The organism is Nonomuraea sp. NPDC049129 (assembly GCF_040648495.1).
Lineage (GTDB): Bacteria > Actinomycetota > Actinomycetes > Streptosporangiales > Streptosporangiaceae > Nonomuraea.
In genome coordinates, this window is the sequence record NZ_JBEZDU010000027.1 from 71188 (window position 1) to 93902 (window position 22715).

Sequence of the window (22715 nt, forward strand, 5' to 3'; positions counted from 1 at the left end):
AATGACAAATCGCATTAAATCCTGGCACGGTGTCATGGTGGCCACGGCTCTCCCTCTGCGTGAGGACCTGTCCGTCGACTTCGACGGCTATGCGGAGCACTGCCGCTGGCTGGTCGAGAACGGCTGCGACGGCGTGGTCCCCAACGGGTCGCTGGGCGAGTACCAGACGCTCACCGCCGAGGAGCGGGCCAAGGTCATCGAGACGGCCGTCGAGGCGGTCGGCGGGGCGAACGTGATGGCGGGCGTTGGCGCGTACGGCGCGGCGGAGTCGCGGCTGTGGGCCGAGCGCGCCGCCGCGGCCGGCTGCGGCTCGGTGCTGCTGCTGCCGCCCAACTCCTACCGGGCCGACGAGCGCTCCGTGATCGCGCACTACCGCGAGGTGGCCAAGGCCGGGGTGCCGATCGTGGCCTACAACAACCCGTACGACACCAAGGTGGACCTGACGCCCGCGCTGCTGGCCACCCTGCACGGCGAGGGCCTGATCGTGGCCGTGAAGGAGTTCAGCGGCGACCCGCGCCGCTCCTACGAGCTCGGCGAGCTGGCTCCCGGCCTCGACGTGCTGATCGGGTCCGACGACGTGCTGCTGGAACTGGCGATCGCCGGGGCCGTCGGCTGGGTCGCCGGCTACCCCAACGCGCTGCCCGCCTCCAGCGTCGCCCTCTACCGGGCCGCGCTGGCCGGTGACCTCGAGACCGCGCTGCCCCTGTACCGTACGCTCCACCCGTTGCTTCGCTGGGACTCCAAGACGGAGTTCGTGCAGGCCATCAAGCTGTCGATGGACATCGCGGGCCGTCACGGTGGGCCCTGCCGCCTGCCGCGCGTGCCGCTGACCGAGACGCAGGAGGCGGCCGTACGCGGTGCGACGGAGAAGGCGCTCGCGGAGGGCATGCGATGAGGACGAAGCGGGTCTTCCACGCCGTCGACTCGCACACCGAGGGCATGCCCACCCGCGTCATCACCGGCGGCGTGGGCGTGATCCCCGGCGCGAGCATGGCCGAGCGGCGCGTCTACTTCCGCGACCATCTCGACCACATCCGCAGGCTGCTGATGAACGAGCCGCGCGGCCACGCCGCCATGAGCGGCGCCATCCTGCAGCCGCCCACCCGGCCCGACGCCGACTGGGGCGTGCTGTTCATCGAGGTGTCCGGGCTGCTGCCGATGTGCGGTCACGGCACCATCGGCGTGGCGACCGTGCTGGTGGAGACCGGCATGGTGGAGGTCGTCGAGCCGGTCACCACCGTGCGCCTGGAGGTGCCCGCCGGGCTCGTCGAGGTGGACGTGGCCGTCAAGGACGGCATGGCCATGTCGGTGACGCTGCGCAACGTGCCCGCCTACAGCGACAGGCTCGACGCCGTCGTCACGGTGCCCGGCTTCGGCGACATCCGCTACGACCTGGCGTACGGGGGCAACTTCTACGCCATCGTCGACCTCGACGACTACGGCCTGCCCTTCGACCGCAAGGCCAAGAACGAGATCCTGGCCGCCGGGCTGGCCACGATGGCGGCGATCGACGCGGCCGACGAGCCCGTGCACCCCGAGGACGACCGCATCCGGGGCTGCCACCACGTCTACTTCACCGCGCCGGGCTCGGACGAGCACCACTCGCGGCACGCGATGGCCATCTACCCGGGCTGGTTCGACCGCTCGCCGTGCGGCACCGGCACCAGCGCCCGGATGGCCCAGCTGCACGCCCGTGGCCGGCTGGCCGTGAGCGAGGGGCCGGGTAGCGGGGAGTTCGTCAACGAGTCGTTCATCGGCACCCGTTTCATCGGCCGTCTGCTGGGGGAGACCACCGTCGGCGGACGGCCCGCGGTCGTGCCGGCCATCACCGGGCGTGCCTGGGTCACCGGCACCGCCCAATACTTCCTCGACCCGCGCGACCCGTTCCCCGAGGGATTCGAGCTGTGAGCGTCACCACGGTCGACTACCACACCGCCGGCGAGCCGTTCAGGATCGTCACCGGTGGCGCCCCGGACATCCCGGGCGCCACCGTCCTCGAACGCCGGGCCGCCGCACCTGACGGCCCGGCCGAGCGGGTGCGGCGGCTGCTCTGCCACGAGCCGCGCGGCCACGCCGACATGTACGGCTGCTTCCTGGTTCCGCCCGACGACCCCGGCGCCCACTTCGGCGCGCTGTTCTGGCACAAGGACGGCTACTCCACCGCCTGCGGCCACGGCACGATCGCGCTCGGCGTGCACGCCGTCCGCGAGGGCCTGGTCGAGGCGGACCCCGGCGGTGAGACGGACGTGGTCGTGGACGTGCCCTCGGGCCGCGTCACGGCCCGCGTACGCGGCTCGCGGGACCGCGTCGAGTCGGTGACCTTCGTCAACGTCCCGTCGTACGCCATCGCGCGCGCCCTCCCCGTCGCCGGGGTCGAGGTCGACCTCGCCTACGGCGGAGCCATCTACGCCACCCTGCCCGCCTCGACCGTCGGCCTGTCCGTCGAGGCCGGGAGCCTGACGGAGTTCGTCGGCCACGGCCGCCGGATCAAGGCGGCCCTGGCGGGCCACCCGGCCACGCGGCACCCGTCGGACGACCGGCTGTCCGGCGTCTATGGGGTGATCTTCTACGAGGACGTCCCGGGCGAAGGACTGCGCCAGCGCAACGTGACCGTGTTCGCCGACGGCGAGGTCGACCGCTCGCCGTGCGGGTCCGGCACGGCCGCCCGGCTCGCCCTGCTCTACGACGACGGTCACCAGGGGCCGCTGATCCACACCGGCATCGCGGGCGGCACGTTCGTCGCCACCGTGGGGAAGGTGACCGACCAGGGCGTGGTCGCCGAGATCGAGGGCATGGCCTACCGCACCGGGCGGCACACCTTCGAGCTCGATCCGGAAGACCCCCTCGGCACCGGGTTCGTGCTGCGGTGAACGCGCTGCCCTACCTCGACGCCGCCACCATCGAGCGGCTGGTGCCCGTGGCGCGGGCCGTACGCATCCTGGAAGAGGCCCTGCGGGACGGGCTCGATCCGGAGGAGACGCCACTGCGGCCGATCGTCGAGCTGCCCGCCGGGCAGCTCCTGCTGATGCCCGCCGCCGCGGGACGGTACGCGGGCGTGAAGGCGGTCACCATCGCGCCGGGCAACGCCGAGCGCGGGCTGCCCCGCATTCAGGGGACGTACCTGCTGCTCGACGGCGACACCCTGAGCCCGCTGGCCGCCATGGACGGCATCACGCTCACCTCGCTGCGCACTCCGGCGGTCTCGGCGCTCGCCGTCAAGCACCTGGCCGGGCCGGACGCCCGTAATCTGGTGGTGTTCGGCACGGGCCCGCAGGCGTGGGGGCACATCCTCGCGCTGGGCGCGGTCCGGCCGGTCGAACGGGTCACGATCGTCGGCCGTGACCCCGAACGCGCCGAGAGCCTGGCCGCCCGCTGCCGCGACCACGGCCTGCCGGCCCGCGCGGTGCACGGCCAGGCTCCGGACCTGAGCGCCGTGGCGGAGGCGGACTTGATCGCCTGCTGCACCACGGCCAGGGAGCCGCTCTTTCCCGGCGAGCTGGTCCGCGACGACGCCACGGTGGTCGCGGTCGGATCGCACGAACCGGAGGCGCGCGAGCTGGCCGGAGACCTCGTCGCCCGCGCCACGGTCGTCGTCGAGGCCAGGTCGGCGGCGCTGGCCGAAGCGGGGGATGTGGTCATCCCGGTGCGCCAAGGTACGATCACCACCGGTCATCTCGCCGGGAACCTCGCCGACCTGATCGCCGGCCGGGTTCCTGCGGGCACCGGTCCCCGCGTGTTCAAGAGCACCGGGATGGCGTGGGAGGACCTGGTGGTCGCCGCGGCCGCGTACGAGGCGTGGGTTTAGCGGGGCGCCCCAGCGGGGGTGATCAGCGGGCGTGTACTGAGCGAAGGGATGGCCGGATGGCTGCCGAGGACCGGCTCGACCTGCCGATGGTGGGCGAGCGGCAGAGCTTGCGCGAGCAGGTCGCGCACGCGCTCCGCGCCGCGTTGATCACGGGTGAGATGCGCCCGGGGGTGGTCTACTCCGCGCCGGTGCTGGCCGCGCAGTTCGGCGTCTCCGCGACGCCGGTCCGTGAGGCCATGCTCGACCTGGCCAAGGAGGGACTGGTCGAGGCGGTGCGCAACAAGGGCTTCCGGGTCACCGAGCTGTCCGACCGCGATCTCGACGAGCTGACCGAGATCCGGCAGCTCATCGAGGTGCCCACCGTGACCCGCCTGGCCGACTCCTCGCGCGCGGCCGACTTCGAGCGGCTGCGGCCCGTCGCCGAGGAGATCGTCGCCGCCGCCGAGCGGGGTGACCTGCTCGCGTACGTGGACGCCGACCTGCGCTTCCACGTGGAGCTGCTGACGCTGTCGGGCAACGCCCACCTGGTCGAGGTGGTCAAGGACCTGCGCAACCGGGCCCGGCTCTACGGCCTGTCGCAGCTGTCGGAGCGCGGCACGCTGTCGGACTCGGCCCGCGAGCACGTCGCGTTGCTCGACGCGCTCAAGGCGGGTGACACCGAGGCGGCTCGCCACATCATGTCCGAGCACATCCAGCACGTCCGCGGCATCTGGGCCGACCCGCACTGATCACTTGTTCGGGCCGGCCCGCGCTGATCGCGGCCGCGGTATTCGGACCGGCCCGCACCGATCACGTCCGGGAGGCTACTTCTTCTTCGTCGCGCGGGTCGTGCCCAGGCTCGCGGCCACGATGCAGATGATCGCCGCCCACTGCTGCGCGTGCAGCATCTCGCTGAGCACCAGCACGCCGACCAGCGCGGCCGCCGCGGGCTCCAGGCTCATCAGGATGCCGAACACGTGCTTCGGCATCCGCCGCAGCGCCTGCAGCTCCAGCGAGTACGGGATCACCGACGACAGCAGCCCCACCCCCAGCCCGATCAGCAGCAGATGCGGCTGGAGCAGGTCGCCGCCGCCCGACGCGATGCCCACCGGGGCGACCACCACGGCCGACACGATCATCGCGACCGACAGCCCGGTGGTGCCGGGGAAGCGCCGCCCCACCGAGGCCGACAGCAGGATGTAGGCCGCCCAGAACACTCCCGCCCCCAGCGCGAACCCGATGCCGGCCCAGCTCACCGACGCCGACTGGCCCCAGGGCGCGAGCAGCGCCACGCCCGCCGCCGCCAGGCCGATCCACACCAGGTCGAGCCGCCGCCTGGAGGCCGCCACCGCCACGCCCAGCGGCCCGAGGAACTCGATCGCCACCGCGATCCCCAGGGGCAGCCGCGCTATCGCCTCGTAGAACGACAGGTTCATCAGCGCCAGCGTCACGCCGAAGGTGAGCCCGACCCCGAGGTCACGCCACGACATCCCCTTCAGCTTGGGCCTGGCCACCGCGCCCATGATCAACGCGCCCGCGCCGATGCGCAGGAACACCACCGCGCTCGGCGGCAGCGCCGCGAACAGCTCCTTGGCGAAGCCCGCCCCCAGCTGCACGGAGAAGATCGCCAGCAGCACCAGCCCGGAAGGCGGGATGGAGTCGGCGGCGCTGCGCAGCACACTGCCGGGTCTGGGCAGGCCGGATCCCCGGTCGAAGGGATCATCCAGGACGAAGGCGCTCACAGCACTCCTCAGTAGGCATGGCGGGCTCAGTAGCGGGACGGCGGGTAGAACGGTACCGAGCTGGGCCGACATTCCCCACTAGGGTGGTACTTATACGCACTGAACCGTTGAAGCCGATAATTCGACCATGGAGCCATGACCGCACCCCCGGCCTCCCTCGTCCGTCCCCCGCTCGTGCTGTCCGTGGCCACCTTCGTCAGCAGCTTCGACCGGTTCGCCGTGAACCCCATGCTCGTCCTGATCGCCGCCGACCTCGGCGTCCCGCTGTCGGCGGCGGTCGCGGTCGCCAGCGGCTACTACCTGGCCTACGGCCTGACGCAGCCGCTGTGGGGCGTGCTCTCCGACCGGTTCGGCCGGGTGCGGGTGATGCGGGCGGCGATGTTCGGCGCCGCGCTGGCCGGGGTGGCCTCCGCCCTGATGCCGGTGCTGGGCGCGCTGGTGGTGTCGAGGATCGTGGCCGGCGCCTGCTTCGGCGCGGTGATCCCCACCTCGCTCACGTACGTCGGTGACACGGTCGCGCCCGTCGTACGGCAGCGCGCCCTGTCGGACCTGATGGGCGCGGGAGCCCTGGGCATCGCCATGGCCACCGGTCTCGGCGGCGTGCTCGCCGACCTGGTGGACTGGCACGTGGCGTTCACCGTGCCCGCGGCCTGCGCGCTGGCCTGCGCGCTCGCGCTGCGCTCCCTGCCCGAGCCGCCCCGGGCCGAGATCGGCGGGCTGGGCAGGCACGTGGGCGCGGTGCTGCGTGAGCCGTGGGCGCTGCTGGTGTTCGGGCTGGCCTTCGTGGAGGGCGCGGTGCTGCTCGGCACGATGGCCTTCCTCGCCACGGCCCTGGAGCACAACGGTGTCAGGGCGGCGGTCGCCGGTCTGGCCACCGCCACCTACGGCGTGGGCCTGTGGGTGTTCACCAGACTGGTCAAACGCCTGTCGCGGACATGGTCCCCGCCCGTGCTCATCGCCGTCGGGGGAGCGCACCTCTGCGCCGGGTACGCGCTCGTGGCCGTCCACGTCAGCCTGGCGACCGTCGGCGCCACCGCGCTGCTGCTGGGCGTCGGGTGGTCGTTCATGCACTCCTCGCTGCAGACCTGGATCACCACGGTCGCGCCCAACGCCAGGGGGACCAGCGTGGCCTTCTTCGCCGCGGCGCTGTTCGTCGGCAGCGCGGTGTCGTCGTGGGCGGGCGGCCCGGCCGCCCAGGACGGCAGGTACGCGCTGCTGTTCGGCGTCTCGGCGGCCGTGGCGGTGCCGCTCACCGTGGTGGCCGTCATCGGCCGCCACCGCTACGGCGTCACCGGCCGCGCCTGACGCTCACTCCCAGCGGAACGTGCGCGCGGCGATGCCCAGCGACAGCACCGCCCAGGCGGCCAGCACTCCCAGCGCCCCCAGCGGCACGGCCGCGCCCCCGGCGAGCACGGAACGCAGCCCGCCGGTCAGCGCCGAGATCGGCAGCACCTCCAGGGCCGGCCGCATCCCGGCGGGGAACTTCGTCAGCGGGAAGATCACCCCGCCCGCCCCGAGCAGCACCAGATAGACGAGGTTGGCCGCGGCCAGCGTCGCCTCGGCCCGCAGCACGCCCGCCATGAGCAGCCCCAGCCCGCTGAACGCCGCCGTCCCCAGCAGCACGAGCAGCAGCGCGCCCACCGGCGAGCCCTGGGGCCGCCAGCCGAGCGCCAGCGCGACCGCCACGATCACCACGACCTGGACACCCTCGACCGCGAGCACCGCCACCGTCTTGGCCAGCAGCAGCCCGGCCCTGGACAGGGGAGTCGCGCCGAGCCGCTTCAGCACGCCGTAGCGGCGCTCGAAGCCCGTCGCGATCGCCTGCCCGGTGAACGCCGTAGACATGATCGCCAGCGCTAGCACGCCCGGCGCGAGGAAGTCGATCCGCCGGCCCCCGCCGACGTCGATCAGCGGAGCCAGCGAGAACCCGACGAGCAGCAGCACCGGGATGATCAGCGTCAGCAGCAGCTGCTCGCCGTTGCGCAGCGTCGCGCGCGTCTCGGCCGCCGCCTGCGCCAGCACCATGCGGGCGAACGGCGCCGCCGCCGGGGCGGGGGTGAAGTCGAGCGTGGTCATCGCAGCTCCCTGCCGGTCAGCTCCAGGAAGACGTCTTCGAGCGTGCGGCGCTCGATGCTCAGGTCGTCGGCCATGACGCCCTCGGCGGCGCACCAGGTCGTCACGGTCGCCAGCAGAGCCGGGCCCACCTGGCCCTCGATGATGTAGTGGCCGGCGGGCGACTCCTTGGCCGCGCTGCCCCCCGGCAACGCATGGAGCAGCTCGTCCAGCGAGAGACCCGGCCGGGCTCGGAAGCGCAGCTGCCGCTCGGCCCCGGTCAGCGACGCCGGGCTGCCCTCGGCCACCACCCGGCCCCGATCGATGATCACCACATGGTCGGCCAGCCGTTCGGCCTCGTCCATGTGATGGGTGGTGAGCACCACGGAGACCCCCGCGGCGCGCAGCTCGCCCACCAGATCCCAGCAGGCGTGCCTGGCCTGCGGGTCGAGCCCGGCCGTCGGTTCGTCGAGGAACACCAGCTCCGGCCGGCCGATCACCGCCGCGGCCAGGGAGAGCCGTTGCTGCTGGCCGCCCGACAGGCGGCGGTAAGGGGTGCGGGCGTGGTCGGCCAGGCCGAGGCGTACCAGAAGGGCTCCTGCGTCGAGCGGGTGGGCGTAGAAGCGCGAGACCAGGCGCAGCCACTCGCCGCAGCGCACCGCGGGCGGCACGCCGCCCGCCTGGAGCATCACGCCCACCCGGGGCCGCAGCTTGGGCTGGTCGGGCGGCAGGCCCAGGACGCGTACGGTGCCGGAGTCGGCCTCGCGGAACCCCTCGCAGATCTCGACCGTGGAGGTCTTGCCGGCGCCGTTGGGCCCGAGCACGGCGGTGACCGCGCCCCGCTCGGCGCGCAGCGACAGGCCGTCGACCGCGGTGGCGCCGCCGTAACGCTTGACCAGGTCGATGAGCTCGACGGCTGGGGATTCCATGGCCTCGAGTTTAGGGACTGTCCGCGGCGGTCCGCCTGGCAACCCTGCCCGGCCGCACCCGGCCGATCGCGGGGCCGATCGCGGGGCCGATCGCGTGACTGATCGTGTGGCCGGATATGGACAGCTGTTGACCCGGCCGTTTCCCGGAAAGTCCTCACCAGGAGTGAAAGTCTGAGAGTGACGTCCACATCACAGGAGGTTGCCATGTCACAGCGCAGTGGCTATGAGCCCGGTGTTCCGTGCTGGGTGGATCTGTCGAGCACCGACGTCGAGGCGTCCGCCCGCTTCTACGACGACGTCTTCGGCTGGCAGGCGGAGATGATCGACGACCCGGCGGCCGGCGGCTACGGCCAGTTCACCTACGACGGCGAGAAGGTCGCCGGCGTGGGCCCGGCCATGGGGCAGGGCATGCCCTCGACCTGGAACACCTATATCGCCGTCGACGACGCCGCCGCCGCGGCCGACCGGGTCAAGAACTCGGGCGGGACCGTCATCATGGAGCCCATGCAGGTGTTCGAGGAAGGCACCATGGCCGTCTTCCAGGCGCCTGACGGGTCGTTCGTCTCGGTCTGGCAGGCCGGCCGCCACAAGGGCGCCGAGCTGGTCAACGAGCCGGTCGCGTTCTGCTGGAACGAGCTCGTCACCCGCGACGTCGCGAGCGCGGAGCGGTTCTACCCGGCCGTCTTCGGCTGGACCCCGCACCACCAGGAGACGGACGGCGTCAAGTACACCGAGTGGCACCTCGGGGACGCGAGCATCGCCGGCATGATCGAGCTGTCGCCGAACTATCCGCCGGAGACGCCGTCCCACTGGATGACGTACTTCGCCGTCGACGACCTCGACGCCACCGTCGCCGCCGCCGAGCGCGCGGGCGCCACGATCCTCGTCGGGGCCATGGACGCGCCTCCCGGGCGCTTCGCCATGCTCACCGACCCGCAGGGCGCGGCACTGTCCGTGATCCAACTCCACGAAGTCAGCTAAATATCCCATAACCGGGAATTAGGTAGACCGGATCTAGGTTCCATCCCTCGGCCCTCGTGGGCCACACGCCTGCGAGGGAGAGGGGTTCACGCATGTCCGTGGCAGAAGCCACGCCACTCACGTCACCTGTCGTCAAGGGGAACCGCCGCGGACTGCTGTTAATCATCCTCGGAGCGCTGTCGGCCATCGGCCCGCTCTCGATCGACATGTACCTGCCCGCGCTGCCCGCCATCACCGGCGAGCTGGTCAGCACGCCCGCCCAGGTACAGCTGACCCTGACCGCCTGCCTCATCGGCGTCTCCGTCGGCCAGGTGGTCGCCGGGCCGGTGAGCGACGTACGCGGCCGCCGGCTGCCGCTGATCGTGGGCGTGGCCGGCTACACCCTCGCCTCGCTGCTGTGCGCCTTCGCCCCCTCGGTGCCGGTGCTCATCGTGTTCCGCCTGCTGCAGGGCATTCTCGGCGGCGCGGCCCTGGTCATCGTCCGCGCCGTCGTCCGCGACCTGTACGACGGCGCCGCCATCGCCCGCATCTTCGCCACCCTCATGCTCGTCAGCGGCCTCGCGCCGATCCTCGCCCCGATCGCGGGCGCGCAGCTGCTCGGCTTCACCTCCTGGCGCGGGGTGTTCGTCGCGCTGAGCCTGGCCGGGATCGTGCTGCTCGTGGCCGTACTCGGCGGGGTGCGTGAGACGCTGCCCGCCTACGAGCGGGAGAGCGGCGGGCTCGGCCACACCGTGCGCACCTTCTGGCAGCTGCTGCGCGACCGCTCATTCATGGGCGGCGCGCTGACCGCCGGGCTGGCCTTCGCCGCCATGTTCGGCTACATCTCCGGCTCACCGTTCGTGCTGCAGGAGGTCTACCACGCCACACCGCAGCAGTATTCGCTCATCTTCGGGCTCAACGCGCTCGGCCTGACCCTCATGGCCCAGGTCGGCGGGCGGCTCTCGGGGCGGGTGCCGCCGGCCCGGCTGGTGGCCATCGGCCTGTGCGTGGGCCTGACCGGCGCGGCGCTGCTGCTGGCCGCGGCCATGATCGGCATGGGGCTGGCGGGCATCGTCGCCGGGCTGTTCGTCATCATGTGCGGCCAGGGCCTGGTGCTTCCCGGCACCGGCGCGCTGGCCCTGGCCAGCCAGCCGCAGCAGATCGCGGGCAGCGCATCCGCCCTGCTCGGCGTGCTCCAGTTCGCGCTGGGCGCCCTGGCCGCGCCGCTGGTCGGGCTGGTGGGATCGGGTACGGCGGTGCCGATGGCGTCGGTGATGCTGGGGCTCATCGCCTGCTCGGCCGTGTCGTTCCTGGTCATCGGCAGAGTTAGGTAAGCCTACCCTGCGTGAGAAATTCCATTCCTCCGTCTTCCTGGATCCATTTGTGAATCGGGAAGGAATTACGGCACACTGATGTTGTGAAAAACGTGCCCACGTCGATCGAGCCCGGACACGAGCGCGGCACCCGCGCCCGTGTGGCTCGGCTGATCCTTGAGCACGGTCCCGTCGCGGCTGCCGCGCTGGGCGAGCGGCTCGGGCTCACGCCCGCCGCCGTCCGCCGTCATCTCGACGCGTTGCTGGCCGACGGGATGATCGAGCCTCGCACCGTGCGTCCGCACGGGCAGCGCGGGAGAGGGCGGCCGGCCAAGCTGTTCGCCATCACCGACGCGGGGCGCAGTGCTTTCGAGCACGCCTACGACGACCTGGCCGGCAGCGCGCTGCGTTTTCTGGCCGAGCGCGTGGGTGAGGAAGCCGTGACCGACTTCGCCCGTTCGCAGGTGTCCAGCCTGCTGCGGCGCCTGGAGCCGGTCATGCGGACGGTGCCGGCCGACCAGCGCGTACAAGTGCTGGCGCAGGCGCTGTCGGCGGATGGATACGCCGCCTCGGCCACCAAGGCCAATCTGGGCGGCGACCAGCTCTGCCAGCACCACTGCCCGGTGGCGCACGTGGCCGCGGAGTTCCCGCAGCTGTGTGAGGCCGAGACCGAGGCGTTCGCGCAGCTGCTCGGCACCCCCGTGCAGCGCCTGGCCACGATCGCGCACGGCGACGGGGTCTGCACCACACATGTGAGCCCGCACGCGCTGGGTCTTGCGACGAGCAGGGCCACCCATAGCGACAAAAGCAAGGAGACCGGAAGGTGACTGTCACCGACCGCCCGGAGCTGGAAGGCCTCGGGAATTACAAGTTCGGCTGGTCCGACTCGGATGCCGCAGGGGCGGTGGCCAAGCGTGGCCTGTCCGAGGAGGTCGTCCGCAACATCTCCGCGCTCAAGAACGAGCCGGAGTGGATGCTCGACCTTCGCCTGAAGGGCCTCCGCCTGTTCGGCAAGAAGCCCCTGCCCACCTGGGGCTCCGACCTCACGGGCATCGACTTCGACAACATCAAATACTTCGTGCGCTCGACCGAGAAGCAGGCCGCTTCCTGGGACGAGCTGCCCGACGACATCAAGAACACCTACGACAAGCTCGGCATCCCCGAGGCGGAGAAGCAGCGCCTCATCGCCGGTGTCGCCGCCCAGTACGAATCCGAGGTCGTCTATCACAAGATCCGTGAGGACCTCGAGGAGAAGGGCGTCATCTTCGTCGACACCGACACGGGCCTGAGGGAGCACGAGGAGCTCTTCAAGGAGTACTTCGGCTCGGTCATCCCGGTGGGCGACAACAAGTTCGCCGCCCTCAACAGCTCCGTGTGGTCCGGTGGCTCGTTCATCTACGTGCCGCCGAACGTCGAGGTCGAGATCCCGCTGCAGGCCTACTTCCGGATCAACACCGAGAACATGGGCCAGTTCGAGCGGACCCTGATCATCGTCGACGAGGGCAGCTACGTCCACTACGTCGAGGGCTGCACCGCGCCGATCTACTCCTCCGACTCGCTGCACTCCGCGGTCGTCGAGATCGTCGTGAAGAAGAACGCCCGCTGCCGTTACACGACCATTCAAAACTGGTCCAACAACGTCTACAACCTGGTCACCAAGCGCGCCGTCGCCTACGAGGGCGCGACCATGGAGTGGATCGACGGCAACATCGGCTCCAAGGTCACCATGAAGTACCCGGCCGTCTACCTGATGGGCGAGCACGCCAAGGGTGAGACGCTGAGCGTCGCCTTCGCGGGCGAGGGCCAGCACCAGGACGCCGGGTCCAAGATGGTGCACCTGGCTCCGCACACGAGCTCCACCGTGATCTCCAAGTCGGTGGCGCGCGGCGGCGGCCGCACCTCCTACCGCGGTCTCGTGCAGATCGAGGAGGGCGCCCACGGCAGCGCCAGCACGGTCAAGTGCGACGCGCTCCTGGTCGACCAGATCAGCCGCTCCGACACCTACCCCTACGTCGACGTCCGCGAGGACGACGTCTCGATGGGTCACGAGGCCACGGTCTCCAAGGTGAGCGAGGACCAGCTGTTCTACCTCATGAGCCGCGGTCTCAACGAGGACGAGGCGATGGCGATGATCGTGCGCGGCTTCGTCGAGCCGATCGCCCGCGAGCTCCCCATGGAGTACGCCCTCGAGCTCAACCGCCTCATCGAGCTGCAGATGGAAGGAGCCGTCGGCTGATGGGCCTGACCGAGAAGCCCTTGTCGACCCTGCACGAGAAGGCGTCCTACGACCTGGACGACTTCGAGGTCCCTACGGGGCGCGAAGAGGCGTGGCGCTTCACGCCGCTGTCCCGCCTGAAGGGCCTGCACAGCGGCAAGGCGGAGATCACCGGGCGGGTGCTCACCCAGGCCTACACCCCGGCGGGCGTCACCGCCGAGTGGGTCGGGCGTGAGGACGCGCGCATCGGCAAGGCGTACGTGCCGGCCGACCGGGTCAGCGCGCAGGCCTACAACGCCTTCGAGAAGGCGCTGGTCGTGACCGTGCCCAAGGAGGCCGTGCCCGCCGAGCACATCCGCATCGAGGTGCGCGGCGGCGGCAACGACGGGGCCACCTACGGCCACATCGTGGTCGTGGTCGAACCGCTGGCCGAGGCCGTGGTCGTCATCGAGCACCAGGGCAGCGCGGTCTACGCCGACAACATCGAGTTCGTCGTCGGCGACGGCGCCACGCTCAAGGTCGTCAGCCTGCAGGACTGGGACGACGACGCCGTACACGTCTCCCACCACCACGCCCAGCTCGCCAAGGACGCCACGTTCAGGGGCTTCGCGGTGACCCTGGGCGGCGACCTGGTGCGCCTGTCGCCGAGCGTGTCCTACACCGGCCCCGGCGGCGACGCCGACCTGTCCGGCGTCTACTTCGTCGACGCGGGCCAGCACCTGGAGCACCGCCTCCTGGTCGACCACTCGCAGCCCCACTGCAAGAGCAACGTCGACTACCGCGGCGCCCTGCAGGGTGAGGACGCGCACGCCGTGTGGATCGGCGACGTGATCATCAGGGTCGAGGCCGAGGGCACCGACACCTATGAGCTCAACCGCAACCTGATCCTCACCGACGGCGCCCGCGCCGACTCGGTGCCCAACCTGGAGATCCTCACCGGCGAGGTGGCCGGCGCCGGCCACGCCAGCGCCTCCGGGCGCCTCGACGACGAGCACATCTTCTACCTGCAGGCCCGCGGCATCCCCTTCGACGAGGCCCGTCGCCTGGTCATCCGGGGCTTCCTCGGCCAGCTCATCGAGAAGATCCAGGTGGCGGAGATCCGTGACCGCGTCATGAACGCGGTGGAGGCGGAGCTCGCCCGATGAGTTTCGAGAAGGTGTGCAAGGTCGAGGACATCCCCGACGGCGGGGTCCTGGGCCTCGAGGTCGGGGAGACCCCGGTCGCGCTCGTCCGCAAGGGCGGCGAGGTGTTCGCCCTGCACGACGTCTGCTCCCACGCCGAGGTGAAGCTCAGCGAGGGTGAGGTCTACGACGGCACACTCGAGTGCTGGCTGCACGGCTCGTGCTTCGACATCCGCTCGGGCAAGCCCACCGGCCCGCCCGCCGTCCGACCCGTGAACGTCTACACAGTCCAGATCGACGGCGACGACGTCCTCGTCTCGCTCTCGAAGGAGTCATAAACACATGTCCACCCTTGAGATCCGTGACCTGAAGGTCGCCGTCGAGGACAAGGAAATCCTGCGCGGCGTCAACCTCACCGTGCAGTCGGGCAAGACCCACGCCGTGATGGGGCCGAACGGCTCGGGCAAGTCCACGCTCGCCTACGCCATCGCCGGTCACCCGAAATACACCATCACCGGCGGTGAGGTGCTGCTCGACGGCGTCGACCTGCTGGAGCTGACCGTCGACGAGCGGGCCCGCGCCGGCCTGTTCCTCGCCATGCAGTACCCGGTCGAGGTGCCCGGCGTGTCGGTCTCCAACTTCCTGCGCTCCGCGGTCACCGCGGTCCGCGGCGAGGCGCCCAAGCTGCGCCAGTTCGCCAAGGACCTCAAGACCGGCATGGACGCGCTGGCCATCGACGCCGAGTTCGCCCAGCGCAACCTCAACGAGGGCTTCTCCGGCGGCGAGAAGAAGCGCCACGAGATCCTCCAGCTGGAGCTGCTCCAGCCGAAGATCGCGGTGCTCGACGAGACCGACTCCGGCCTCGACGTCGACGCGCTGCGCGTGGTGTCGGAGGGCATCAACCGCTTCCGCGCCGCGGGCGACACGGGCATCCTGCTGATCACGCACTACACCCGCATCCTGCGGTACGTGAAGCCCGACTTCGTCCACGTCTTCGCCGGCGGCAAGATCGTGGAGGAGGGCGGGCCGGAGCTGGCCGACAAGCTCGAGGCCGAAGGCTACGAGCAGTACACGAAGGCGCTTGCATGACTTCCACCAGCTTGGACGTGGAGAGGATCAGGAAGGACTTCCCGGTTCTCTCCCGCGAGCTGCCCGGCGGGCGTCCGCTCGTCTACCTCGACTCGGGCAACTCCTCACAGAAGCCCACGGCGGTCGTCGAGACCATCCGTGAGCACCTGGCGATGCACTACAGCAACGTCGGGCGGGCCATGCACGCGCTCGGCGCGGAGTCGACCGAGGCCTACGAGAGCGCGCGCGACAAGGTGGCCGGGTTCATCGGCGCCCCATCGCGCGACGAGGTGATCTTCACCAAGAACGCCTCCGAGGCGCTCAACCTGGTCGCCTACTCCTTCGGCAACCCGGGCAACACCGACCCCCGCTTCACCCTCGGCCCCGGCGACGAGGTGGTGATCTCCGAGATGGAGCACCACTCCAACATCGTGCCGTGGCAGTTCCTGGTGCAGCGTACGGGGGCGACCCTGAAGTGGTTCGGCGTCACGGACGACGGCCGCCTCGATATTTCGGATATTTCAGGACTGATCACCGAGCGCACGAAGATCGTGTCGATCGCGCACCAGTCCAACGTGCTCGGCACCATCAACCCGGTCGCCGACGTGCTGCGCCGGGCCCGCGAGGTGGGCGCGCTGGTGATGCTCGACGCCTCCCAGTCGGTCCCGCACCACGCCGTCGACATGGCCGCGCTGGGCGCCGACTTCGTGGCCTTCACCGGCCACAAGATGGTCGGCCCCTCGGGCATCGGCGTCCTCTGGGGCCGGGCCGAGCTGCTCGACGCCATGCCCCCGTTCATGGGCGGCGGCGAGATGATCGAGGCCGTCTGGATGGACCACTCGACGTACGCGCCGGTTCCGCACAAGTTCGAGGCGGGCACGCCGCCGATCGTCGAGGCCATCGGCCTCGGCGCGGCCGTCGACTACCTGACCGGTGTCGGCATGGAGGCCATCGAGGCGCACGAGCGCGGCCTGACGGCCTACGCGCTCGACGCGCTGCGCCAGGTGCCCACGCTGCGCCTGATCGGGCCCGACTCGCTCGACCAGCGGGGCGCCACCCTGTCGTTCACGCTGGAGGGCATCCACCCGCACGACGTCGGGCAGCTGCTCGACGACGAGTTCGGCATCGCGGTGCGGGTCGGCCACCACTGCGCGCGACCGCTGCACCTGCGTTTCGGAATACCGGCGACCACCAGGGCGTCGTTCTATCTGTACAACACCACGGACGAGATCGACGCCTTGGTCCGCGGCCTCCATCACGTTCAGAAGGTGTTCGCATAGCCATGATCGGCGAGTCGATGTACCAGGAACTGATCCTGGAACACTACAAGCACCCGCAGGGGCGGGGGCTGCGTGATCCCTACGACGCCGAGGTTCACCACGTGAACCCCACGTGCGGCGACGAGATCACGCTCCGGGTCAAGCTGGGCGACGCCGGCAAGATCGAGGATGTCTCCTACGACGGGCAGGGCTGCTCGATCAGCCAGGCCGCCGCCTCCGTGCTGCACGAGCTGACCACCGGCTCGACGGTCGAGGAGACGCTGTCGGTGGTCGACGAGTTCACCCGGCTCATGCAGGGCAGGGGCAAGGTGGAGGCCGACGAGGACGTGCTCGGCGACGCGGTGGCGTTCGCGGGCGTGGCCAAGTTCCCGGCGCGCGTCAAGTGCGCGCTGCTGTCGTGGATGGCCTACAAGGACGCTGTAGTGAGGAGTGCTGCGCGATGAGCAAGCCGGTGGAGACACCGACCGGGTTCGACGGTGAGGCCACCGTCGACGAGGTCATGGAGGCGCTCAAGGACGTCGTCGACCCCGAACTCGGCATCAACGTCGTCGACCTGGGCCTGATCTACGGGCTCAATCTCGACCCCGCCGAGGGCGGCCGGCCCGTGGCCACCATCGACATGACGCTGACCAGCGCGGCCTGCCCGCTGACCGATGTCATCGAGGATCAGGCGCATTCCGCGCTTGAGGGCATGGTTTCGGATGTTAAGATCAATTGGGTCTGGCTCCCGCCGTGGGGACCGGACAAGATCACTGACGAAGGGCGCGAGCAACTTCGTATGCTAGGCTTCAACGTCTGATCGTTGCTGTACGGCTGGCATCTCGGTGTCAGCCGCTTCAGCCTGCCAAAGTCTGAAATTCAGACAAGTCGGGGAATACATGGTGTCTTCCTCGTGTTGGCAACACGTGCACCTAGCGCACCAATGTGCGTTTCAACGCCGCCTGCGGCCGGCAAATGGGTGCGCGTAGACGGCCTGTCCTCCGGGCCAGTCCCCACCCAGCAGGTGCCGACCACCTGCGCCTCGCAATGAAGTACGGCACCGCCGTACGTCCCGGCTCGTCCTTTTCGCAGAAGTGACGCGCCACTTCGACTGAAAGGCACGAAGTTCGTGACCATGCTTGATGCTGTCCTGCCCGAGTTCAACGAGGTCCTGCCCGAGCTCGACGAGAGCACCCCGGAGGCGGGTCCTGGGTTCGAGGAGCTCGGCCTGCCCAAGCCGCTCGTCACCGGGCTGGCCAAGCAGGGCATTGCCAGCCCGTTCCCGATTCAGAGCGCGACCATCCCCGACGTCCTCACCGGCGCCAATGTGCTCGGCCGTGGCCAGACCGGCTCCGGCAAGACCCTCGCCTTCGGGCTGCCCCTCATGGCCCGCATCTCCGGCGTCCGGCCCACCCCGGGCCGCCCCCGCGCGATGATCCTCGTCCCCACCCGTGAGCTCGCGCTCCAGGTGCACGACGCTCTCGAGCCGCTCGGCCGGGGCCTCGGCCTGCGGATGAAGGTCATCGTCGGCGGCATGTCGATGGGCAAGCAGATCGAGGCGCTGCGCCGCGGCGTCGACGTCGTCATCGCCACCCCCGGCCGCCTGGGCGACCTCATCCGGCAGGGCGAGTGCTCGCTGGGCGACATCGAGGTCAGCGTCCTCGACGAGGCCGACCACATGTGCGACCTCGGCTTCTTCCCCGTCGTCACCGAGCTGCTCGCGCAGACTCCGGCCGACGGGCAGCGGCTGCTGTTCTCGGCCACGCTCGACGGCGACGTCGACAAGCTGGTGCGGCGCTTCCTCAAGGACCCGATCACGCACTCGGTGGCTCCCGCGACCTCCCCGGTCGAGCTCATGGAGCACCACGTGATCCAGGTGACGCGCGACGACAAGTTCGACGTCACCGCGGAGATCGCCAACCGCGAGGGCCGTACGATCATCTTCGTCCGCACCCAGCACGGCGTCGACCGGCTGTGCAAGCAGCTGGCCCGCGTCGGCATCAAGTCGGGCGGCCTGCACGGCGGCAAGCGCCAGAACCAGCGCACCCGCATCCTGGCCGAGTTCCGTGAGGGCTCCGTCAACGTGCTCGTCTGCACCGACGTCGCGGCGCGCGGCATCCACGTCGACAACATCAGCCTCGTGCTGCACGTCGACCCGCCGCAGGACCACAAGAGCTACCTGCACCGCGGCGGCCGCACCGCCCGCGCCGGCGAGAAGGGCACCGTGGTCACCCTGGTGCTGCCGAGCGAGCGCCGTTCGACCGACCAGCTCACCCGCCGGGCCGGGATCCACCCGTTCCGCCTCAAGGCCGAGCCGGGCCACCCCCGTCTGGCCGAGGTGACGGGCGCCCGCGTCCCGAGTGGCGAGCCCATCCCCGTCTGGGAGCCCGACGTCCGCAAGCCGCTGCGTCCCCGCCGCGAAGGCGGCCACAGTGGCTCCGAGCGTCGCGGGCGCCGTCCGCGCCGCGAGTTCGACGGCGAGCGCCGTCCGCGCCGCCACGAGGACGGGCAGCGTCCCTTCGCCTCAGGCGACGACCGGCGCCCCCGCCGTCACGACGGTGACGACCGCTACCCGCGCCGGCACGCCGAGGGCGGCTCGCAGGAGCCCCGCACCTTCGGCGAGGACCGGGGCGGCGACCGCGGCCAGGGCGGCTACCGCGGCGGTGACCGTGGCCCGCGTGGCGGCGGCTACCGCGGCGACGACCGCCCGGCCCGCTCGGACGCCCCGCGCGGCGGCTACCGCTCCGACGACCGTCAGAGCGGACCGCGCTCGGACGACCGTCAGGGTGGCGGCTACCGCTCCAACGACCGTCAGGGCGGTTACCGCTCCAACGACCGTCAGGGCGGTTACCGCTCGGACGACCGTCAGGGTGGCTTCCGTTCCGACGACCGCAGCTCCCGCGCCGCCGGTGGCGACCGTGGCCGCCCGTTCTCGGCCGACCGCGACCGTCCCGCCCGCACCGACGACCGTCCGCGCGACGGCTACCGCTCCGGTGGTGCCCGCTCGGACGAGCGTGGCGGCTACCGCTCCGACGACCGTGGCAACGGCGGTTTCCGCAGCGGCACCGGCCGCCGCTTCGACCGCTGACCCCGGCGGGCCACCGGTGAACGCCGGTGGCCGACGCTGATCAACGCACGGCGCTGCCCGCCGTACCCCTTCATCGGGGGTACGGCGGGCAGCGCCGTTTCCGCTCAGGAGTCGGGCACGTGTTCCCGGCGGGGCCGCAGCGCGCGGATCGCGGCCCCGGGATCGTCGGCGAAGAAGCGGATCACCCTGGCCTCGGCGTGGCGGCCGAGGGGGCGGACGGCGGTGATCGGTTCGGTCAGTTCGAGGATCAGGTTGGTCTGGGAGGCCACCGCCACGACCAGCCGATCGCCCTTCACCTCCACCTTGATCGTGCCGTTCTCGTTGAAGTTGCGGACCTGGCGTACCTGGGCGATCCGCTCGCGCGGGACGCGCAGGTCGAAGAACGCGCCGTAACGGATGCGTACCTCGTCGGCGGAGACGACGTGGGGCCGGGTGACGCAGGCCGCGATGACCGCGAGCACGACCAGGACCGTATAGGCGTCCACCACGAGGAACACGGCGCGCAGGCCGACCGGCGCGCCGAACGCCCGCAGCAAGATCTCCGCGACGATCAACTCCATGACCATCGCGAACAGGAAGATCATCATCGTGGAGGTCTGCGCGCGGGAATAGGAGAGGGCGGTGGCGCCATGCGGCACGCCATGGCGGCGCCGCGCGACCCACAGGGCGAGGCTGACCATGCCCTTCGCGTCGAACCCCACGATCCGCCGCACCTGATCGGGGACCAGCCGGCCATAGGCCGCCCGCAACGCCGTCCGCCGGTCCGCGCCGCCCCGGCGCTCGGCGCCGAACAGCCGGTACAGGGTCGCCGCCTCCAGCACGAGCACGGCGACGACGGCCGCCTCGGCCGCGGCGACCAGCGGGCCGGGCAGCGGCACGCCGGACACGAGCAGGACCGCGAGCAGCAGCTCCATGGGCAGCATGGCGAACAGCACGGCCCGCGCGATCCGCACCATCACGCTCGCTCCTTCAGCATGACCATGACCAGCCGGAACACCTCGGCCTGGGCGGCGGACAGCTCACCGTACATCGTCGTCAGCCACTGCCCGCCATCCGCGTCCTCGGGGGTGGCCGGGCGCATGTGCTCGGGAGCCGAGTCCAGGTTCGCGAGCATCGCCGTCGCCATCTCGTCGGGAAAGTGCGCGGCGAGGTCGGCGGCGAGCGTGCTGACGCGGGGGTCGCCGGGGTCGGCGTCGGCGAGCTCGTCCAGCCGCGCGTAGAGGGCGTGTCCCCGTGCGAGCGCTTCGGGCTCGGTGAGCGGGCGGAACAGATCGATGAACTCGGCCCGGTCGGCGGGGTCGGCCACGGTGTCCATCAGAGCCAGCAGCTCCCGGTCCATTTCGGCGAACTTCGAGCCTTCGACGGAGAGATCGCGCAGGACCGTCGCCATTTCCGGCGACACCGTCGAGTCGGGATGCAGGTCCGTCTCCGCCAGGAGCGCGGCCAGCCGGTTCCGTCTGACGCCGATCGTCTCCTGCTGCCGGGCCAGGTCGGCGTCCAGCTCCAGGAGCACTTCCCGCAGCTCCCGGCCCTGGTCGTCGGCCAGGACGTCGCGGATCTCGTCCAGGGACATGCCCAGCTCGGCCAGCCTGCGTACGCGGGTGAGGGCCACGGCGTCTCGCAACCGGTACTCCCGGTACCCGTTGGCCAGCCGTTCTGGCTCGGGGAGAAGGTTCAAGTGGTGGTAGTGGCGCACGGTCCGGGTGGACACCCCGGCCAGTGCGGCAAGCTCGCCGATCCTCATGGGGCCTATTGGACACGTTGACGCTACGGCAAGGTCAAATCGCACGGTCCGTTGTGGCCGGGGTCCTTTGAGGGGGATACCCCCTTCGGGGGAGGGGAAGGAGCCGGTTGGTCGTGGCTGGTTTCCGTTGGCGGGAAGGACTTGCCGTCTCGGGTGGCGGACAGGGGCCTGGTGACCCGTGCGCGCAGACTAGGCTTGTCACGCATGCCAGCCGACCGACGAGAGAGATCATGAAGACCTTCGAAGAGCTGTTCGCCGAGCTGTCAGAGAAGGCACGCACCCGACCCGAGGGTTCGGGCACCGTGGCCGCCCTCGACGCCGGCGTCCATGCCATCGGCAAGAAGGTCGTCGAGGAGGCCGCCGAGAGCTGGATGGCCGCCGAGCACGAGTCGAGTGACCGAGCCGCCGAGGAGATCTCCCAGCTGCTCTACCACGTTCAGGTGCTCATGCTCGCCAAGGGCATCGGGCTGGACGAGGTGTACAAGCATCTCTAGGGCGCCCGCGCCCGTCAGCCCGTACACCTAACATCCCGCGAGACACCAAGGACACCACGGACATGTTGCGTCTGGCCGTACCCAACAAGGGCGCGCTCAGTGAGGCCGCCCAGACCATGCTCAAGGAGGCCGGCTACCGGTCCCGCAAGGACAGCAAGGAGCTCGTCGTCGTCGACGAGGACAACGGTTGCGAGCTGTTCTTCCTGCGCCCCCGCGACATCGCGGTCTACGTCGGCGAGGGCACGCTCGACGCCGGCATCACCGGCCGGGACATGCGCGTCGACTCCGGCGCCCCCGTCGAGGAGATCATGCCCCTGGGCTTCGGCGGCTCCACCTTCCGGCTGGCCGCCAGGGCGGGTGCCATGACGTCGGTCAAGGACCTCGACGGCCTGCGCATCGCCACCTCCTACGCCGGGGTGCTCGGCAAATACCTGTCGGAGTCCGGCGTCGACGCCCGCGTCATCAAGCTCGACGGCGCGGTCGAGACGGCCATCAGGCTGGGCGTCGCCGACGCGGTCGCCGACGTCGTGGAGACCGGCACCACCCTGCGCAACGTCGGCCTGGAGGTGTTCGGCGAGCCGATCATGCGCTCCGAGGCCGTGCTGATCAGGCAGCAGGGCAACGGCGCGGACACCGGCATCGAGCAGCTCGTGCGCCGCCTGCAGGGCGTCGTGCACGCCCGCGACTTCGTGATGATGGACTACGACATCCGCGCCGAGCGGATCGAGGAGGCCATCGCGCTCACGCCCGGCATGGAGGGGCCCACGGTCTCGCCGCTGCACCGCGAGGGCTGGGTCGCCGTCCGGGTGATGGTCCGGCGGCGCGGGCACCAGCAGGTGATGGACCAGCTCTGGGAGATCGGGGCAAGGGCCATCCTGGCCACCGACATCTACGCCTGCCGCCTCTGAGATCTGTCCGCTAGGTGATGTCCCGTCCGGGAATCAGC

At 70.8% G+C, this 22715-nt stretch carries 24 protein-coding genes; 19 read left to right on the forward strand and 5 right to left on the reverse strand.

The window, feature by feature from the left end:
• Nucleotide 1 precedes the first annotated feature (1 nt).
• Genes AB0B64_RS49555 through AB0B64_RS49575 form a run of 5 tightly spaced genes read left to right on the forward strand, consistent with a single transcriptional unit; the run spans nucleotide 2 to nucleotide 4533 of the window.
• Nucleotides 2–895, forward strand: coding sequence for a dihydrodipicolinate synthase family protein (locus AB0B64_RS49555; RefSeq protein WP_357958428.1), 894 nt, complete (start codon nucleotides 2–4; stop codon nucleotides 893–895).
• A complete protein-coding gene (locus tag AB0B64_RS49560; protein WP_357958430.1) occupies nucleotides 892–1908 on the forward strand; it encodes a proline racemase family protein in 1017 nt (338 codons plus the stop codon). The genes AB0B64_RS49555 and AB0B64_RS49560 overlap by 4 nt, the downstream gene beginning before the upstream one ends.
• On the forward strand, nucleotides 1905–2870 hold the full coding sequence (locus AB0B64_RS49565) for a proline racemase family protein (protein ID WP_357958432.1): 966 nt from the start codon (nucleotides 1905–1907) through the stop codon (nucleotides 2868–2870). Before AB0B64_RS49560 ends, AB0B64_RS49565 begins: the two co-directional genes overlap by 4 nt.
• Nucleotides 2867–3805, forward strand: a complete 939-nt coding sequence (locus AB0B64_RS49570; protein ID WP_357958434.1) for an ornithine cyclodeaminase family protein — start codon at nucleotides 2867–2869, stop codon at nucleotides 3803–3805. The genes AB0B64_RS49565 and AB0B64_RS49570 overlap by 4 nt, the downstream gene beginning before the upstream one ends.
• 56 nt (nucleotides 3806–3861) lie before the next feature.
• Nucleotides 3862–4533, forward strand: a complete 672-nt coding sequence (locus AB0B64_RS49575) for a GntR family transcriptional regulator (protein ID WP_225291377.1) — start codon at nucleotides 3862–3864, stop codon at nucleotides 4531–4533.
• A 75-nt stretch (nucleotides 4534–4608) separates the two neighbouring features.
• Here AB0B64_RS49575 and AB0B64_RS49580 read toward each other — a convergent pair whose 3' ends face one another.
• The gene (locus AB0B64_RS49580) at nucleotides 4609–5526 is read right to left on the reverse strand and encodes an EamA family transporter (protein ID WP_357958436.1); all 918 of its coding nucleotides are present in this window, start codon (nucleotides 5524–5526) and stop codon (nucleotides 4609–4611) included.
• A 135-nt stretch (nucleotides 5527–5661) separates the two neighbouring features.
• On the opposite strand from AB0B64_RS49580, the gene AB0B64_RS49585 reads away from it, so the two are divergent.
• On the forward strand, nucleotides 5662–6831 hold the full coding sequence (locus tag AB0B64_RS49585) for an MFS transporter (RefSeq protein WP_357958438.1): 1170 nt from the start codon (nucleotides 5662–5664) through the stop codon (nucleotides 6829–6831).
• A gap of 3 nt (nucleotides 6832–6834) precedes the next feature.
• On the opposite strand, the gene AB0B64_RS49590 is transcribed toward AB0B64_RS49585, so the two are convergent.
• Together AB0B64_RS49590 and AB0B64_RS49595 are read right to left on the reverse strand one after the other, a co-directional pair.
• Nucleotides 6835–7602: an ABC transporter permease gene (locus AB0B64_RS49590; RefSeq protein WP_357958440.1), complete on the reverse strand. Its 768-nt coding sequence runs from the start codon at nucleotides 7600–7602 to the stop codon at nucleotides 6835–6837.
• Complete coding sequence (locus AB0B64_RS49595; protein WP_358195388.1) at nucleotides 7599–8507, reverse strand: ABC transporter ATP-binding protein; 909 nt, start codon at nucleotides 8505–8507, stop codon at nucleotides 7599–7601. Before AB0B64_RS49595 ends, AB0B64_RS49590 begins: the two co-directional genes overlap by 4 nt.
• Nucleotides 8508–8711: 204 nt before the next feature.
• On the opposite strand from AB0B64_RS49595, the gene AB0B64_RS49600 reads away from it, so the two are divergent.
• From AB0B64_RS49600 to AB0B64_RS49650, 11 genes are all read left to right on the forward strand, one after another.
• Nucleotides 8712–9488 carry a VOC family protein gene (locus AB0B64_RS49600; protein WP_357958445.1) on the forward strand — a complete coding sequence of 259 codons (777 nt, stop codon included), beginning with the start codon at nucleotides 8712–8714 and terminating at the stop codon, nucleotides 9486–9488.
• 92 nt (nucleotides 9489–9580) lie between these two features.
• Nucleotides 9581–10801 carry a multidrug effflux MFS transporter gene (locus AB0B64_RS49605; protein ID WP_357958447.1) on the forward strand — a complete coding sequence of 407 codons (1221 nt, stop codon included), beginning with the start codon at nucleotides 9581–9583 and terminating at the stop codon, nucleotides 10799–10801.
• Nucleotides 10802–10893: 92 nt separating this feature from the next.
• Complete coding sequence (locus AB0B64_RS49610; protein WP_225291448.1) at nucleotides 10894–11607, forward strand: metalloregulator ArsR/SmtB family transcription factor; 714 nt, start codon at nucleotides 10894–10896, stop codon at nucleotides 11605–11607.
• Nucleotides 11604–13016, forward strand: coding sequence for a Fe-S cluster assembly protein SufB (sufB, locus tag AB0B64_RS49615; protein ID WP_357958449.1), 1413 nt, complete (start codon nucleotides 11604–11606; stop codon nucleotides 13014–13016). Before AB0B64_RS49610 ends, sufB begins: the two co-directional genes overlap by 4 nt.
• Complete coding sequence (gene sufD / locus AB0B64_RS49620; RefSeq protein WP_357958451.1) at nucleotides 13016–14140, forward strand: Fe-S cluster assembly protein SufD; 1125 nt, start codon at nucleotides 13016–13018, stop codon at nucleotides 14138–14140. The genes sufB and sufD overlap by 1 nt, the downstream gene beginning before the upstream one ends.
• On the forward strand, nucleotides 14137–14454 hold the full coding sequence (locus AB0B64_RS49625) for a non-heme iron oxygenase ferredoxin subunit (RefSeq protein ID WP_358195411.1): 318 nt from the start codon (nucleotides 14137–14139) through the stop codon (nucleotides 14452–14454). Before sufD ends, AB0B64_RS49625 begins: the two co-directional genes overlap by 4 nt.
• Before the next feature lie 4 nt (nucleotides 14455–14458).
• Nucleotides 14459–15205: a Fe-S cluster assembly ATPase SufC gene (gene sufC / locus AB0B64_RS49630; protein WP_357958453.1), complete on the forward strand. Its 747-nt coding sequence runs from the start codon at nucleotides 14459–14461 to the stop codon at nucleotides 15203–15205.
• On the forward strand, nucleotides 15202–16464 hold the full coding sequence (locus AB0B64_RS49635; protein ID WP_357958455.1) for a cysteine desulfurase: 1263 nt from the start codon (nucleotides 15202–15204) through the stop codon (nucleotides 16462–16464). Before sufC ends, AB0B64_RS49635 begins: the two co-directional genes overlap by 4 nt.
• 2 nt (nucleotides 16465–16466) lie before the next feature.
• Nucleotides 16467–16907, forward strand: a complete 441-nt coding sequence (gene sufU, locus AB0B64_RS49640; protein ID WP_225291366.1) for a Fe-S cluster assembly sulfur transfer protein SufU — start codon at nucleotides 16467–16469, stop codon at nucleotides 16905–16907.
• Complete coding sequence (locus tag AB0B64_RS49645; protein WP_214636283.1) at nucleotides 16904–17263, forward strand: metal-sulfur cluster assembly factor; 360 nt, start codon at nucleotides 16904–16906, stop codon at nucleotides 17261–17263. The genes sufU and AB0B64_RS49645 overlap by 4 nt, the downstream gene beginning before the upstream one ends.
• Before the next feature lie 315 nt (nucleotides 17264–17578).
• Nucleotides 17579–19531, forward strand: a complete 1953-nt coding sequence (locus tag AB0B64_RS49650) for a DEAD/DEAH box helicase (RefSeq protein WP_358195437.1) — start codon at nucleotides 17579–17581, stop codon at nucleotides 19529–19531.
• A gap of 104 nt (nucleotides 19532–19635) precedes the next feature.
• Here AB0B64_RS49650 and AB0B64_RS49655 read toward each other — a convergent pair whose 3' ends face one another.
• Both AB0B64_RS49655 and AB0B64_RS49660 read right to left on the reverse strand, forming a co-directional pair.
• Nucleotides 19636–20487, reverse strand: coding sequence for a hypothetical protein (locus tag AB0B64_RS49655; protein ID WP_358195680.1), 852 nt, complete (start codon nucleotides 20485–20487; stop codon nucleotides 19636–19638).
• The gene (locus AB0B64_RS49660; protein WP_358195444.1) at nucleotides 20487–21275 is read right to left on the reverse strand and encodes a MerR family transcriptional regulator; all 789 of its coding nucleotides are present in this window, start codon (nucleotides 21273–21275) and stop codon (nucleotides 20487–20489) included. Before AB0B64_RS49660 ends, AB0B64_RS49655 begins: the two co-directional genes overlap by 1 nt.
• A gap of 230 nt (nucleotides 21276–21505) precedes the next feature.
• Here AB0B64_RS49660 and AB0B64_RS49665 point away from each other — a divergent pair, with 230 nt between their 5' ends.
• Together AB0B64_RS49665 and hisG are read left to right on the forward strand one after the other, a co-directional pair.
• Nucleotides 21506–21769, forward strand: a complete 264-nt coding sequence (locus tag AB0B64_RS49665) for a phosphoribosyl-ATP diphosphatase (RefSeq protein WP_357958461.1) — start codon at nucleotides 21506–21508, stop codon at nucleotides 21767–21769.
• A gap of 62 nt (nucleotides 21770–21831) precedes the next feature.
• Nucleotides 21832–22677 carry an ATP phosphoribosyltransferase gene (gene hisG / locus AB0B64_RS49670; protein WP_357958463.1) on the forward strand — a complete coding sequence of 282 codons (846 nt, stop codon included), beginning with the start codon at nucleotides 21832–21834 and terminating at the stop codon, nucleotides 22675–22677.
• Nucleotides 22678–22715: the final 38 nt, after the last annotated feature.

Excerpts from the sequence above, each read along its gene's own strand:
- AB0B64_RS49555 (WP_357958428.1), top strand. The coding sequence starts at position 2 with ATGACAAATCGCATTAAATCCTGGCACGGTGTCATGGTGGCCACGGCT.
- AB0B64_RS49560 (WP_357958430.1), top strand. The coding sequence starts at position 892 with ATGAGGACGAAGCGGGTCTTCCACGCCGTCGACTCGCACACCGAGGGC.
- AB0B64_RS49575 (WP_225291377.1), top strand. The coding sequence starts at position 3,862 with ATGGCTGCCGAGGACCGGCTCGACCTGCCGATGGTGGGCGAGCGGCAG.
- AB0B64_RS49585 (WP_357958438.1), top strand. The coding sequence starts at position 5,662 with ATGACCGCACCCCCGGCCTCCCTCGTCCGTCCCCCGCTCGTGCTGTCC.
- AB0B64_RS49590 (WP_357958440.1), bottom strand. The coding sequence starts at position 7,602 with ATGACCACGCTCGACTTCACCCCCGCCCCGGCGGCGGCGCCGTTCGCC.
- AB0B64_RS49595 (WP_358195388.1), bottom strand. The coding sequence starts at position 8,507 with ATGGAATCCCCAGCCGTCGAGCTCATCGACCTGGTCAAGCGTTACGGC.
- AB0B64_RS49600 (WP_357958445.1), top strand. The coding sequence starts at position 8,712 with ATGTCACAGCGCAGTGGCTATGAGCCCGGTGTTCCGTGCTGGGTGGAT.
- AB0B64_RS49605 (WP_357958447.1), top strand. The coding sequence starts at position 9,581 with ATGTCCGTGGCAGAAGCCACGCCACTCACGTCACCTGTCGTCAAGGGG.
- sufD (WP_357958451.1), top strand. The coding sequence starts at position 13,016 with ATGGGCCTGACCGAGAAGCCCTTGTCGACCCTGCACGAGAAGGCGTCC.
- AB0B64_RS49625 (WP_358195411.1), top strand. The coding sequence starts at position 14,137 with ATGAGTTTCGAGAAGGTGTGCAAGGTCGAGGACATCCCCGACGGCGGG.
- sufC (WP_357958453.1), top strand. The coding sequence starts at position 14,459 with ATGTCCACCCTTGAGATCCGTGACCTGAAGGTCGCCGTCGAGGACAAG.
- AB0B64_RS49635 (WP_357958455.1), top strand. The coding sequence starts at position 15,202 with ATGACTTCCACCAGCTTGGACGTGGAGAGGATCAGGAAGGACTTCCCG.
- sufU (WP_225291366.1), top strand. The coding sequence starts at position 16,467 with ATGATCGGCGAGTCGATGTACCAGGAACTGATCCTGGAACACTACAAG.
- AB0B64_RS49645 (WP_214636283.1), top strand. The coding sequence starts at position 16,904 with ATGAGCAAGCCGGTGGAGACACCGACCGGGTTCGACGGTGAGGCCACC.
- AB0B64_RS49650 (WP_358195437.1), top strand. The coding sequence starts at position 17,579 with ATGCTTGATGCTGTCCTGCCCGAGTTCAACGAGGTCCTGCCCGAGCTC.
- AB0B64_RS49655 (WP_358195680.1), bottom strand. The coding sequence starts at position 20,487 with ATGGTGCGGATCGCGCGGGCCGTGCTGTTCGCCATGCTGCCCATGGAG.
- AB0B64_RS49660 (WP_358195444.1), bottom strand. The coding sequence starts at position 21,275 with ATGAGGATCGGCGAGCTTGCCGCACTGGCCGGGGTGTCCACCCGGACC.
- AB0B64_RS49665 (WP_357958461.1), top strand. The coding sequence starts at position 21,506 with ATGAAGACCTTCGAAGAGCTGTTCGCCGAGCTGTCAGAGAAGGCACGC.
- hisG (WP_357958463.1), top strand. The coding sequence starts at position 21,832 with ATGTTGCGTCTGGCCGTACCCAACAAGGGCGCGCTCAGTGAGGCCGCC.